Genomic DNA, 13,087 nt, shown 5'->3' on the forward strand with positions numbered 1-13,087 from the left:
CCGGGCCGCACAGTCGCCGTCCACGACATCCGTCCGATACCGCAACCGCAACACGAGCCCATCGACACGCCGGACGAATCCCACCCGCAGCACCGCGTCCCCGTCCCCCACAAAATCCGCTCCGCTGCCGGATGCATCAAAGACGCTCTCGAACAACGGCCCCGTCGAACCCAGCTCACGCCGCAGATCACCAACCGGGAAATCCTGGTGAACCAGCAACTCGGACACGACACCACCGGCACTGCGCACCAACTCCCGCCACGACGCCGCGACGGTGGTCAACCGGCACGGCAGAGGCCGGCCACCCGCGGTGGCGACGTAGCCCGTCGTGATCTCGCTCTCGCCGACCAGAACCGCCACAACCCTGGCATGCGCCGCCAGCAACACCGAACTCGGCGACACCGCCACCTCATCCGCCAACCCGTCCAGCACCGCCACCACACCACCCGGCACCCGCACCTCACACACCGCAGTACCCGGAACCGGATCAACCACCCACCGCGGGACCGGCGCGAAACCACCACCCAACAGCACACCCCGCCAGAACTCCCGACCGGCATCCAAACCGCTCACATGCGTTGTCATCAGGTTCTTCCTCTGCATCTGCTGTTGCTGTTGCTGTGTCAGTTGTCAGCCGCGGGGGCTGGGTTCGTGGTCGCAGGCGCGGCCTGGGCGGATCTGCACCGGCAGTGCGGCGGGGGTGGCCTCGCGCAGGTGGCGGGCCGGGTTTGCGCCCCAATGGGCGTGTGCGGGGACTTCCTCGCCCTTCATGAGGAAGGAGTCGCAGGCGAGCTGTGCGCCGTCGCCGATCGTCACGCCGTAGTGGACGAAAGCGCCCACGCCGAGGGTGCAGCCGGCGCCGAGGGTGGTGCGGTCGGACTTGAAGGCGCCGTCCTCCTGCGAGTGGCACTGGATGACCGTGCCGGCGTTCAGCGTGCAGTCGTCCCCGATGGCGGTGAGTGTCCGTTCGATCAGCGAGCAGCCGTCGTCGAAGACCCGCTTGCCGATCCGGGCGCCCAGCATCCGCCAGACGAGATTCTTGAACGGGGTCCCGTTGAAGACCTGGACGTACTGGCTCGAAGCCATCTTCCAGAAGCGTTCGTGGCGCCAGAAGGAGGGCTCGTAGATCGAGCAGTACAGCGGTTTCAGGGCCGCGAATCCCGTGACAGCCCGTTCGATCAGCGCGAAGTGGAGGACGGTGAACAGCAGGCCGAGGACGCCGGCCAGCGCGACCACCGGTGCGCCCAGGGCGGGGTAGAGGTCGGCCGCGGCCCTGGCGATGAGGGTGAGGACGAAGAAGTGGATCCACCGCGCCAGCAGGTACAGGACCGCGGTCGTGGCGTTGTGCCGGTTCTTGCCGGCCAGACGGCGGTGCAGCTCGCTGCCGCTCTCCAGGTGGTCGAACCGGTTGTCTCGCATCACGGTGCGCGGGATCTCGAAGCTGGGCGAGCCCAGCAGGCCCACGCCCTCGCGGACGGGTCCGTCGATGGGGACCATGACCTTCGTGGCGAGCAGGCAGTTGTCGCCGGTCCGGGCCCCTGCGGGGTAGGCGATGTTGTTCCCGAGGAAGCTACGCGGCCCGATCGACGTCCGGGACATGCGGAAGGACGTGTGGGAGAAGTCGGCGTTGATGACCGACAACCCGTCGGCGACCATCGTGCCGCTGCCGACCTTGGTCAGGTACGGGCTGTCGTGCTTGACCTGCGAGCCGAAGTTCGACCCGGTCTGCTCGAGGCGGGACAAGTCGTATCCGAGGCAGCGCAGATAGTGGACGATCGCGGAGCTGTCACCGAAGAGCCACGTGAAGAACCTCCTGTTGGTCAGGAACGTGATCGCCCGCTGAAGGCCGTAGTGGAACCCGTACAGCGGATAGACCGTGTCCGGCTTGATCGCCGGATTCAGTACGCGCGGCACCGTGACCACGACGAGCAGGCCCGCGAACACGGCGCCGAAGAAGACCACGAAGGAGGCCGCCAGGGCACCGAGATAGAACGTGGGGCTCGTGAAAGCCGCCGCCTCCGCGTTCAGGAACGCCATCGGCTGCGGCAGGGCGCCGAGCAGGACGCTCATGGCGCCGGTCGTCAGCGGCAGATACACCACCAGCAGGGCCAGCAGCTGCACCACGGTGTAGAGGGCCTTGCGCAGGGTGCTGCAGCCCGTGCCGGTGAGAGCGGGCGTGCGGTAGTCCACGTCGGCCGGCTGCGCCGGACAGCCGTGCCAGCGTCCGTCGGTGGGCACGGCCTGCCCCTCATGCAGCGAGGAGGCGTGGCCCAGCTGGGCCCTGTCGCCCATCGACGTGTCGATGTCGAGCACCGTCTGCTCGCTGACCAGCACATCGCGGCCGAGGGTGATGCGGCCGGTGCGGATCACGCCGGCCTCGGCGCGGTAACAGGAGAACAACACGTCCTTGCGTATCACCGCGTGGTCACCGATGGTGAGCAGGTCGGTGCACACCGGCACATGGGTGGAGAAGATCGCCACCCCGCGCCCGACCTTCGCGCCCAGCGCCCGCAGATACAGCGCGTAGAGCGGTGAGGCGGTGAACAGCCGCATCGGACTGGTGCGGATCAAGGTCTTCACCAGCCAAAATCGCAGGTAGTCCATGCTCCACACCGGGATCTGCGCGTCCTGCCGCCAGCGGCCGACGAGGATCCACTTCGCCAGGACGGGAAGGGTGCACAGGCCGAGCAGGCCCACGCCGCCGAAGACGACCGACCGCAGGTAGATCCCGGCCGCATCGGTGCCGGCCGCCACCCACGCGTAGCCCTCGGTGGCGGCAAACGCGGCGAGGAAGGAGTAGGAGAGGAAGAGCACGAGCTGCAGCACGCCGCACACGACGTACCGGCGCGTGCGAACCGCCGCGTTCCCGGCCATGTCCACGGCCTGCGACACCTCGGCCCGCGACGGTACCGGCGCGGACAGCCTGTCCGGTGGCTCGGCAGGCAAAGCGGCCGGGGACGAGGCAGGCGGCCCGGCCGACGGGCCGGGAGGGGCCTGGGCCGGCGACTGGGCGGGAACGGGCGCCTCCGCCGTGAGCGCGGCGGCCAGACTGCGAATCGTGGGATGCCGGTAAACGTCCTTCATCGACACCGGCGGCACATCCGCCTGCTTCCTGACCCGGGCGCAGAACTGGGCCATCACCAGCGAGTCGGCGCCGATGTCGTGGAAGAAGTGACTGTCCAGCGGCACCTCCCCGGTACCGACGACACCGGCCAGCACCCCGGCCAGAAGTCGTTCGGTACCGGCCGCCTCACCGTCGTACCTGTCGTCATACCTGTCGCCCGCAGCATTCGTGATGCCGACCGGATGGGCCGCCAGAACCTCGGCGGATTTCCCTGTCACGTGAGCTCCTTGAAGAGGCTTCTCGACCAGCAGCGGAGAATGCGCCGATCTCGTCATTGCCGTTTCGGTGAGGGCCTCTGTTTTCGCCGCCCAAAGGTGTTCTTCGCCTTCAGGGGCGGATTCCTCGATGCCCGCTTCTCCAGTAGGCCCCGCAGGCGAAGCCCTGTCCTGCCCCTGAAATTCGGAACTTGACACGAAGAGAGGGACTTGTTACGCGGCCCGCAGCGGCCGGTTTTCAGCGCAGGCGCGCAGAAGACACGGCAGGAAGACCAGGGCCGCCGGTCCCATTGCCGGCGGTCGGTTACGGGCGGGCCGGCGCCCGGCAGGATGCTGCAGGCGGGCCACTGCAGGGGGCCACGCCGTGGCCGGCGAAGCGAGGCCGTGCGGGCGTGCCAGTGCGCAAAGACCGCGGCCGCCAGGGGAGGCCGGATCCGCTTATCCGCAATCACCGAATACGTCAAGTCCCGAATTGAGGTGGCATGACAGCGCGGCTGGGCGGGGGCGTACTGGAGGTGTTCCGGCGCATCGCATGCCGCCGGTGACCATCCGTTTCTTTCCGAGCCGCGCTGATACGGACGCGCGGCGACAAGGCGCTCCACCCAAGCCGAGGAGGCGATCGTGCCGGTCATATCCGTGCCCCAGGACTACAACGAGGACGAGCTCTACGTGGACGTCGAGGCCGTTTTCGGGCAGCGGCTGTTCCTCAAGTGCGAGGGCTTCAACTTCGCCGGCTCGATCAAGCTGAAGGCCGCCACCGAAATGGTCGAGGCCGCCGAACGCGACGGCCTGCTGACGAAGGACTCGGTCCTGGTCGAGTCCTCCTCGGGGAACCTGGGCGTGGCCCTGAGCATGATCGCGGCAAGCAGGGGCTACCGGTTCGTGTGCGTGACGGACTCCCGCTGCAACCTGTCGACCCGGCTGCTCATGGAAGCCCTGGGCAGCGAGGTCCACGTCATCACCGAGCCCGGCGAGCACGGCTTCCTCGGCGCACGCATCGACCACGTACGCGCGCTCGTCGCCGCCGACGACCGCTACGTGTGGCTCAACCAGTACACCAACCCCCAGGCGGCCCTGGCCCACTACCGCACGACCGCCCCCGCCATCGCCCGGCAGTTCCCCGATCTGGACGTGCTGTTCGTCGGCGCCGGCACCACCGGCACCCTGATGGGCTGCGCACGCTACTTCCGCCGGTGGAGGCGGTCGGTGCGCATCGTGGCCGTCGACAGCGTCGGCTCGGTGACCTTCGGCGGCGCTCCGGGCCGACGGATGATCCCCGGCCTGGGCACCAGCGTGCGCCCCCCGCTGCTGGACACCTCCTACGTGGACGAGGTCGTGCACGTAGCGGAGGCCGACACCATCCGGGCCTGCCACCGGCTGGCCCGACGCGGATTCCTCTTCGGCGGCTCCACCGGCACGGTCACTGCCGGCGCGACCGAATGGCTGGCCCGGCGGGGCAACCAGCACGAGGACCGGCAGCTGACCGCAGTCGCCATCGCCCCCGACCTGGGCGAGCGGTATCTGGAGACCATCTACCAGGACCACTGGGTCCATCAGCTCTACGGCGATGACGTCCTCGCTCGCCCTCGATCACTGACCGCCGCCGCATCCCCGGCCGCCTGACCTCGCCCCGCACGCCCACCGCGACGGCGCCAGGCCCACCCGCGGCAGCAGGTCGGCATCGCATCAGCGTCCCCGAACCTCCGTGCCTGCCCGCACCGCGCAGGCACGCCGACGCCTGCAACCCCTGGCAATGGCCACGTCACGGGGACCACACGCAGATACCCCGCCCTCACTGTGCGCCAGCCGTGTCCCCCGCCGTCGCCCGGCGCGAGAGAGCCGGCCCGCCGCGCCGCCGCCCGGGGAGCCGCCCACCTTCCCGCCCTTCGGACCACGCCCGGGACCGGCACGGACCGGCGCCGACCGACGGCCCCGGCACGGCCTCCCACCAGACGCCGACGCCACCGAAGCTGAGCGGCTGACGTCGGCCCATCGGTGACATCGAGAGCGACGGTGCGCACATGGTCGCCGTCGCCGTAGAGCCGCACGAGGTCGTCGAGCTGCTCGGGACGGCGGGCGGTGGCAATCGCGTGCTGACCGCCCGCCAGGACGTGGCGGGCAAGCTCCAGGGCGAAACCGTGGGCGCTGCCGGTGATGAGCCAGGTCTTGATCATCATGCGCCTCGGCTTCCGAAGGGGTGCGCCGGCCGGACTTCGCGAGGGGCGCGCCGACTGGAGGTTCATCCGGTGCGGGACACGGAGCCGCCCCGGTTCTGGAGGAGCGGCGCCGGCGGTGCCGGTCGAAGACCCTCTCCTCCTCCACCGATCACACCTCGGGCAGCCGCGCTCCCGCATGCGCGAGGTCGGGGAAGAGCGCCGTTCCACCTCCAGGGCCTCCAGGACGGCGGCCCGTCGGGCGGGGGAGATCCGCGTCGCGGGCCTGTGTGGCCGCGAGGGGCCGCAGTTCGCTCTGGACCGCCCAGGAAGTGGCGATCCCGTCGACAAGGGCGAGGACGAGGGCGAGGACGTGGCGGCGCACTCGCTCCCGGCGGCGAACTCACTCGTGGCCGCGGCGACGATCCGCCCGCGTACGGGGCCGGGCCGCTGAGCAGCAACGACGATATGCACACGGCTCGGCACGCCGACGGCAGGGTTCCTGGACCGAAACGGCCGTCGGCCTCTGCCCCGCACTCCACCGCCCGAAGGGAGGAAGGAGGCGGCGTCACAGGCCCAGAGAGATCGCCACACGCGTGAGCTCCGCGGTGCTGGTGATACCGAGCTTGGCCCGGATCCGGCGCAGATACGCATCGACAGTGTGCGTCGACAGCCCCATGTTCCGGGCCGTCTGAGCATAGGAGCCGCATGCCTGGGCCGTACGTGCACTCCGGCCCGGCCGGCCCCAGGACGCGTGCGGGCAGGCCGGCTGAGGGCTGCCGTGGCTCCGCTCGACGGCACCGGCGACGGACCGTGCACGCAGCACCGCATCCGCCGCCCTACTCCCTCTCCGAGCAGCACCGGACCCGCCCCGCCTACGGAACGCGGTTGGTGGTCCATGCCCCGCAGGATCATGCTTGTCACAAGAGCCCCGGCCGCGCAGGTCCCCGCGGGGACAACGGGGACGTCAAGCAACGAGCGAGGCGAGATGAGATGAGCGCCGATGGAGCACTTCCCCACCCCTCCCGGTGAACAGCCCGCCGAGGCGGGCACCCCGCTCGAACCGCCCTCCACCCCCACCGCCACCGTCGACGAAGACGGCATCGTCACAGGATGGAGCGAAGGCGCCCAGCTCCTCCTCGGCTACGAACCCTCACAGGTCATCGGCCGCCACGCCACCCTCCTGCTCGGCGACGACATCGACCAGACCGCCCAGCAAACCGCCCGCCGCCAGGCCACCGGGAAGGACCGGTGGAACGGCACCGTGACACTGCGGCACCAGGACGGCAGCCGCCTCGAACAGCACCTGCTCGCACACCACCGCGTCCCCACCGGCAGCACCACGGCCGAGTGGGTCGTGGTCTGCGCCGTGACCGAGCCGGGGCAGCCCAGCGAACCGGGTGGGCCGGGGCAGCCGAGCGATCGGGGCGGGCCGGGGCAGCCGGGCGAGTCGGGGGCGCGACAGGAGCTGAAGGAGTGGGCGTTCGCCCAGTCGCCCTGCATGCTGGCCGTCTTCGACACCGACCTGCGGCTCATCGCGGCGAACACCGGCATGGAACAGGCGCTCTCGCTCACCGAGGCCGACATGCGCGGGCTGCGTCTGCCCGACGTCGCACCGCATCCCGCCAACGAGGAGACCGAGGCGAGCATGCGCCAGGTCCTCGAGAACGGCCAACCACAGTCAGTGCAGAGCTTCATCGGCCCCACCAGCACCATAGGCACCACCAGCACCATCGGCACCGCCGGCACCGGCCCTGCCGTCACCGGACCGGAGCGAGGACGGCCCGTCTCGCTGACCGCGCTGCGCGACCGGGCAGGCCGGGTACGCGCCGTGTGCCTGGCCGCGCACCACAGCCACGAGGAGCCCTCCGACCGGCAGCGGATGCAGCTGCTGAACGAAGCCGGGGCCCGTATCGGCACCACGCTCGACATCGCCCGCACCGCACAGGAACTGGCCGACGTCACCGTCCCCCAGCTCGCCGACTTCGTCGCCGTCGACCTGCTCCCCCCACACGGCGACCAGGCATCCGTCACTCCCCCGGCCGGGCCGGTCACCATGCGCCGCGCAGCCGTGCGCTCGGTCCTCGAGGGAAGCCCCGAGTCCCTGGTCGCGGTCGGCGAGAGCAGTACGTACCCGGCGCTCTCACCGGTGGCCGAGTGCCTGGCCCAGGGCCGCGGGGCGCTGTACGAGATGACGGGCCCCGCCCTTGCCCGGTGGGCGGGCGAGGATCCCCGAGCCGCCCGGATCCGCGAGTGGGGCACGCACTCGCTCATGGTGGTGCCACTACGCGCCCACGGTACGACTCTCGGCGCCGCCCTCTACAGCCGCCACCAGCACCCCCAGCCCTTCACCCCCGACGACCTCGACCTCGCCGAGCAACTCACCAACCGGGCCGCCCTCAGCATCCACAACGCCCGCCGCTTCACCCGCGAACGCACCACCACGATGGCGCTCCAGCGCAGCCTGCTCCCCCAGGCCCTGCCCGACCAGGCCGCCCTGGAGATCGCCTCCCGCTACCTGCCCGCCACCACCCAAGCCGGCGTCGGCGGCGACTGGTTCGACGTGATCCCGCTGTCCGGCGCACGCGTCGCCCTCGTCGTCGGCGACGTCGTCGGCCACGGCATCCGCGCCTCGGCCACCATGGGCCGCCTCCGCACCGCGGTGCGCACACTGGCCGACGTCGACCTGCCGCCCGACGAACTGCTCACCCATCTCGACGACCTCGTCATCCACCTGTCCTCCGACGAGGCCACCACCGACGGCGCGGCCGAAACCGCCGCCGGCATCGGCACCACCTGTCTCTACGCCGTCTACGACCCCATCACCCGTTGCTGCACCTTCGCCCGGGCCGGCCACCCCCCACCCGCCGTCGTCACGCCCGACGGAAGCGCGTACCTCCTCGACGTCCCCGCCGGGCCCCCGCTCGGCCTGGGCGGCCTGCCGTTCGAAACCGTCGAGACCGAACTGCCCGAAGGCACTCTCCTCGCCCTCTACACCGACGGCCTCCTCGAGCCCCGCGACCACGACATCGACGAAGCCCTCGACAAGATGTTCGCTGCTCTCGTCCGCCCCGCCCACACTCTCGACACCGTCTGCGACCGAGTCCTCACCGCCGTCCTGACCCACCGCCCCGACGACGACATCGCCCTCCTCCTCGCCCGCACCCTGGCCCTGCACGCCGACCGCGTCGCCGCCTGGGACCTCGCGTCCGATCCCGCCATCGTCGCCCAGGCCCGTCAGCAAGCCACCGACCAACTCGCCGCCTGGGGGCTCTCCCACGCCGCCTTCATCACCGAACTCGTCGTCAGCGAACTCGTCACCAACGCCATCCGCTACGGCAAACCCCCCATCCAACTCCGCATGATCCACCACAACTCCACCCTCATCTGCGAAGTCACCGACACCAGCAGCACCACCCCCCACATGCGCCGCGCCCGCATTCACGACGAGGGCGGGCGCGGCCTCCTCCTGGTCGCCCAGCTCGCCGGCCGCTGGGGCACCCGCCACACCCTCACCGGCAAGACCATCTGGGCCGAACAAACCCTCACCACATGAGCAGACGTCTCATGTGGCCCACCGGGCAGTCTGCGCGTACCGAGGCGCGACAGGTGTCACGCGGGCCGCGGATGTCTGCTCACCCAGATTCCCTGCGCGTGGTGGTGGCCTGGTGGTGGCTGTGCCCCCGGTACGGGCGTACCGGCCCGGGGTGACGCCCACGACCCGCTTGAAGTGCCGGGTGAGGTGGGACTGGTCGCAGAAGCCGGCGGCGGTCGCCACCTCGACCGGCGGCTGTCCGTCGAGCAGGAGGCGGCGGGCCAGGTCGACGCGGCGGGACATCACGTACTGATGGGGTGCGATGCCGTAGGCGGCGCTGAAGGAACGTACGAGATGCGTGGGGTGGGCGTGGACGAGGCGCGCGGCCTCTTCGAGCCGGATGCCTTCGAGCAGTCGCTCGTCGAGGAGGTCACGCAGGGTCCGGGCGACACCGCGGTCGTGCCCGGTGCTGCCGACGGCCGGCCTGGGGCTCAGGTGCTCGCGCAGGCGCTCGCTGATGAGGGCGAGACGGCTCTCCGCCTCGAGCTCGTCACCGCGGTTGGCGAGGGCCGTGTGCAGCTGGCCGACGCGTCTGCGCAGGACGGGATCGGTGAGGTCCGGGCCGTCCACCGCCGGCCCGATGAAGTTCTCGTCCAACTGCGTCATGTCGAGGTAGAGCACGCGCTTGCGGAACCCGTGAGGGGTGGCAGGTGAGCCGTTGTGCGGGACCTGCGGCGGGAGCAGGCTGACGGTGTCGCTCGGGGTACCGCGCTCATGGCGGTCCAGGTGGTAGCGGACCGCGCCGTCGTCGACGATCAGCAGGGTCCAGGCGTCGTGGACGTGCATGGGGTACGCGTGCTCGGTGAAGTGGGCGTGGAAGACCTCCACGACGCCCGCGACCGGCGGGCGCCAAGCAGAGATCTCCTGCCGGGGCTTCACGCAAAGAACGTACAAGACGGAGAAGGGGTGCACCCTCCAGTCTCGAAGCATGAGAACCAAGGATGAGACTGAGGCCGGGCGCGGGGTCGAGACCGGTGCCGGGGATGAGAACGTGCCTGTCCGCTTCGACACGAAGATCGCCGTACTCCTGCGCGACGACCTGGAGCCCTGGCAGCGGCTGAATGTGACCGCCTTCTTGGTCAGCGGGCTCGGCACTGTGTCACCCGAGGTGATCGGCGAGCCGTACGCCGACGCCGACGACACCGCGTATCTGCCGATGTTCCGCCAGCCCGTGCTGGTCTTCGAGGCGACGAAGGAGACGCTGAGGGTCGCGCACGGCCGTGCGCTGTCCCGCTCGCTGCCGAGGGCCGTGTTCACCTCGGATCTGTTCAGCACGGGCAACGACCGGGACAACCGGGCGGCCGTACGTGCCGTGGGCAAGGACGAGCTCGATCTGGTGGGGATGGCCGTCTACGGGCCGCGTAACGCGGTGGACAAGGTCGTCAAGGGCGCACGGATGCACCCCTGACCAACGCGACCTCACCACGGAGGTCCTTGCGTGGGGGCATCGACTGCTGTCGATCGACCCGACGGCGGGCCGAGGCCGGGCGTACATCACACCGCTGAGCATCCCCCGGCTTCGCCGCCTTCGCTTGCGCCTGCCCTCATCTGCCATCGGAGGCTCGCCTGTTGATGTGTGTGCGCAGCAGCTTCATCGCGAGGTCGCGGCCGTAGAGGGTGGCACTGTCCATGGGCGTGCGACCACCACCTTCGGGTCGAATCGGCCCCTCCTACGGGCGGCCCGGAAGGACCCGAGTCCGTCGGGCACGTCCGGCCAGGCCGAGCCCTCACGGGACCGCGGGCGGTCGGCCCACCCTCGTCCGTGGGCCGGATCGGCCCACGTCAACGGCTCGATCCGGTCCCGCCCACAGCGCATCGGTGATCACTGACCGGACAGCCACATCCGACCGCCCATGCACCCGGTTCCGTCCGCGACCGTCAGTCCGTCGTATTCGCATTCGTGTTGGTATTCGTGTTCGTGTTGTTGATGACGATGACGACCGGCCCCCTGTCACCGCGGGAGCGGTGGCCGTCCCACTCACCGTTCCTGTGATGGCCGCGCTCACCGTCGTGGCCGCGGTGCCCGTCATGGTCACGGTGACCATGGCCGTTGTGGTGGGACGCCACGGTGCCTGCGTGCGGCGCCGCCGGGGCGGCGAAAGCACCGGAGGGCACCAGGGCACCACCCACGGCCAGAGCGGTCGAAGCAGTGAACATCGTCAGACGCTGCGTACGGGAAGTGCGAGCCATGAGAGAAAACTCCTTCGAGCAGAAAAGGCAAAGAAATAGATGCAAGAACGGCCCGCCCGAATCACAGAACTCTTCAGGCTATGGGAGACCCGTGGCGAAATCCGCCGCCAGAACCGCCTGTGACAATTGCGGGTGGATCACCTGTACTGCGTGACCCGATGCCTCAATTAAGCACCGGATAAGCGAACCGCGTCATGCCGCTGAAACTCGGGGCTTGACAACCGCGACAGCCCCGTCTACGCCGGAAATGCTCACCCATGGGCAGCACGAAAGAGCGACCCCGCGAAGATTCGGACATCGGCCGTACGGGGCGGAGTTGACCTCGACCCGGCCGAACAACCGGTACTTCGGACCCGCGCCGAAGGCCGCAACGTGTCAGAGTGAACGGCCTGTACGTGAGAGGGCCCTGACCACCGGCCCACCTCGCGGAGCTCTACGCCGTGGGCGTCTCCCCAGACCTGATCGAAGTGATCGCGCTGCAGGTCCGCGACGGTATGGTCGCCGACCGTCCGGTAGGCATCACCGCTCGCAATCGACCAAGCAGCCTGAAGATCAGCTCTCGCACGACTCCTCCAGGTAGGTGCGCGCCAGCCGACCGGCGCGCGTGAACCAGTCGGCGAGTACGGCGATCTCGTCAGGCGAGTAGTCCGCGAAGAGTTCCGCGAGGCGCGCGTAGTACGGCTCGTAGATGGCCCGCACACGCTCGGCAGCGGCCGGGACGGCGGCCACGCGCACCCGGCGCCGGTCGGCGGGGTCCGGCTGCCGTGTCACGAACCCACCGCGCTCCAGGCGGTTGAGGATGCCTGTCACCGCCCCCGTCGTCACGTGCGCGCGCCCGGCCAGGTCGCCGGCGGTGACCGGGGTGCCCTCGGCCTCCAGGACGTACGCGAAGCAGATGAGGTCCGTGACGCTCAGACCCAGGTTCCGGGCGAACTCCTGCTGGCCGACCATGCTCGTCGCGATGAGGTCGTCCATCGCGCTGATCGCGTCCGAGGCGGAGGCGGCGGGGCGGGGCTTGCCCTCCATTGAAATTCCCTTAGTGCGTAAGATAAATTCCTCACTTGCTAAGACATCATAGGTCGACGCCGGTGGCGTGGCCGCGGCATGCCGTCGCACAGCGCGGCGGGCGCGAGGAGGCAGGCACGTGAGCGGACATCACGACGAAGGCCACACCATTGCCGGGTGGCTCGGTTGCGCCGTCGCCACGGCGGGCGCGGCGGCCACCGGCGTCGGCATATGCGGCTGGCGCCCGGGCATCTGGCTGGGGCTCGCCATCATGGCATCGGCGGTGCTGGTCACGTGGGGCCTGCACCTTGCGGGCTGGGGCAAACCGCCCGGCCCGCGGCCTGCCGACCAGTGGCGCCTACGAGTCCGGGACCGCGCCGCGCGCGAGGGGCACACGGGCTGCCTCGGGTGCCGGCTGGCCGGACGACGCGACGTTCCGGTGCGCACGGGCACCGCGGCCGAGCCCGCCGTCATCGCCTCCCCTGCGGGCTCTCCGGCTGACCTGTCGTCCTGACAGATGCCGCGTCGAGCGCCGGGCCTTCGTGACGCTCCTGCGGTTTCCGCCGGCGGAATCTCGGCGATCCCTGACAGCACGCCGGACGCCAGGTCGGCCGCAGCCCCGGGACGGTCATCGGGCTGGTTCGGACGGACGCCAATGGACAGGGAGGCCGTACTCCCATCCGGGCTATGAGAAGCCCCGGACCGGGCTCCACCCCGCAAACTCCCTGCAACCGCCCTGCAACCGGCCAGCGCTCCGGCCCGCAACCGGCTCAAGGTGAACCACCCGATACAGCACCGACCCCTC

10 protein-coding genes and 1 pseudogene are annotated in these 13,087 nt (G+C 70.2%); 5 read left to right on the forward strand and 6 right to left on the reverse strand.

Going from position 1 to position 13,087, the window contains the following annotated elements; genetic code table 11:
* Together ACWCP0_RS19290 and ACWCP0_RS19295 are read right to left on the reverse strand one after the other, a co-directional pair.
* Positions 1–585, reverse strand: a pseudogene (locus ACWCP0_RS19290) (non-ribosomal peptide synthetase); the annotation flags it as partial.
* 45 nt (positions 586–630) lie between these two features.
* Entirely contained in the window at positions 631–3,342 is a 2,712-nt protein-coding gene (locus ACWCP0_RS19295; protein ID WP_451080001.1) for a Pls/PosA family non-ribosomal peptide synthetase, read from the reverse strand.
* A 618-nt stretch (positions 3,343–3,960) separates the two neighbouring features.
* On the opposite strand from ACWCP0_RS19295, the gene sbnA reads away from it, so the two are divergent.
* Positions 3,961–4,962: a 2,3-diaminopropionate biosynthesis protein SbnA gene (gene sbnA / locus ACWCP0_RS19300; protein ID WP_451080002.1), complete on the forward strand. Its 1,002-nt coding sequence runs from the start codon at positions 3,961–3,963 to the stop codon at positions 4,960–4,962.
* Positions 4,963–5,631: 669 nt separating this feature from the next.
* Positions 5,632–5,946 carry a hypothetical protein gene (locus tag ACWCP0_RS19305; protein ID WP_451080003.1) on the forward strand — a complete coding sequence of 105 codons (315 nt, stop codon included), beginning with the start codon at positions 5,632–5,634 and terminating at the stop codon, positions 5,944–5,946.
* A gap of 114 nt (positions 5,947–6,060) precedes the next feature.
* Here ACWCP0_RS19305 and ACWCP0_RS19310 read toward each other — a convergent pair whose 3' ends face one another.
* Positions 6,061–6,318: a response regulator transcription factor gene (locus tag ACWCP0_RS19310; RefSeq protein ID WP_451080004.1), complete on the reverse strand. Its 258-nt coding sequence runs from the start codon at positions 6,316–6,318 to the stop codon at positions 6,061–6,063.
* 177 nt (positions 6,319–6,495) lie between these two features.
* Between ACWCP0_RS19310 and ACWCP0_RS19315 the strand changes: the two genes are divergently transcribed.
* Entirely contained in the window at positions 6,496–9,048 is a 2,553-nt protein-coding gene (locus ACWCP0_RS19315; protein ID WP_451080005.1) for a SpoIIE family protein phosphatase, read from the forward strand.
* A gap of 9 nt (positions 9,049–9,057) precedes the next feature.
* Here the strand turns inward: ACWCP0_RS19315 and ACWCP0_RS19320 are convergent, their stop codons facing one another.
* On the reverse strand, positions 9,058–10,017 hold the full coding sequence (locus ACWCP0_RS19320) for an AraC family transcriptional regulator (protein ID WP_451080006.1): 960 nt from the start codon (positions 10,015–10,017) through the stop codon (positions 9,058–9,060).
* Between ACWCP0_RS19320 and ACWCP0_RS19325 the strand changes: the two genes are divergently transcribed.
* Entirely contained in the window at positions 10,016–10,495 is a 480-nt protein-coding gene (locus ACWCP0_RS19325) for a DUF2000 family protein (RefSeq protein ID WP_451080007.1), read from the forward strand. The two genes, ACWCP0_RS19320 and ACWCP0_RS19325, sit on opposite strands and share 2 nt — an antisense overlap.
* A gap of 470 nt (positions 10,496–10,965) precedes the next feature.
* Here the strand turns inward: ACWCP0_RS19325 and ACWCP0_RS19330 are convergent, their stop codons facing one another.
* Both ACWCP0_RS19330 and ACWCP0_RS19335 read right to left on the reverse strand, forming a co-directional pair.
* On the reverse strand, positions 10,966–11,277 hold the full coding sequence (locus tag ACWCP0_RS19330; protein WP_451080008.1) for a hypothetical protein: 312 nt from the start codon (positions 11,275–11,277) through the stop codon (positions 10,966–10,968).
* A gap of 552 nt (positions 11,278–11,829) precedes the next feature.
* A complete protein-coding gene (locus ACWCP0_RS19335) occupies positions 11,830–12,303 on the reverse strand; it encodes a MarR family winged helix-turn-helix transcriptional regulator (protein WP_451080009.1) in 474 nt (157 codons plus the stop codon).
* Positions 12,304–12,421: 118 nt separating this feature from the next.
* Here ACWCP0_RS19335 and ACWCP0_RS19340 point away from each other — a divergent pair, with 118 nt between their 5' ends.
* Positions 12,422–12,796, forward strand: coding sequence for an HGxxPAAW family protein (locus ACWCP0_RS19340; protein WP_351236055.1), 375 nt, complete (start codon positions 12,422–12,424; stop codon positions 12,794–12,796).
* The last annotated feature ends 291 nt before the right edge of the window (positions 12,797–13,087 follow it).

It is taken from the genome of Streptomyces sp. NPDC001970 (assembly GCF_053594115.1).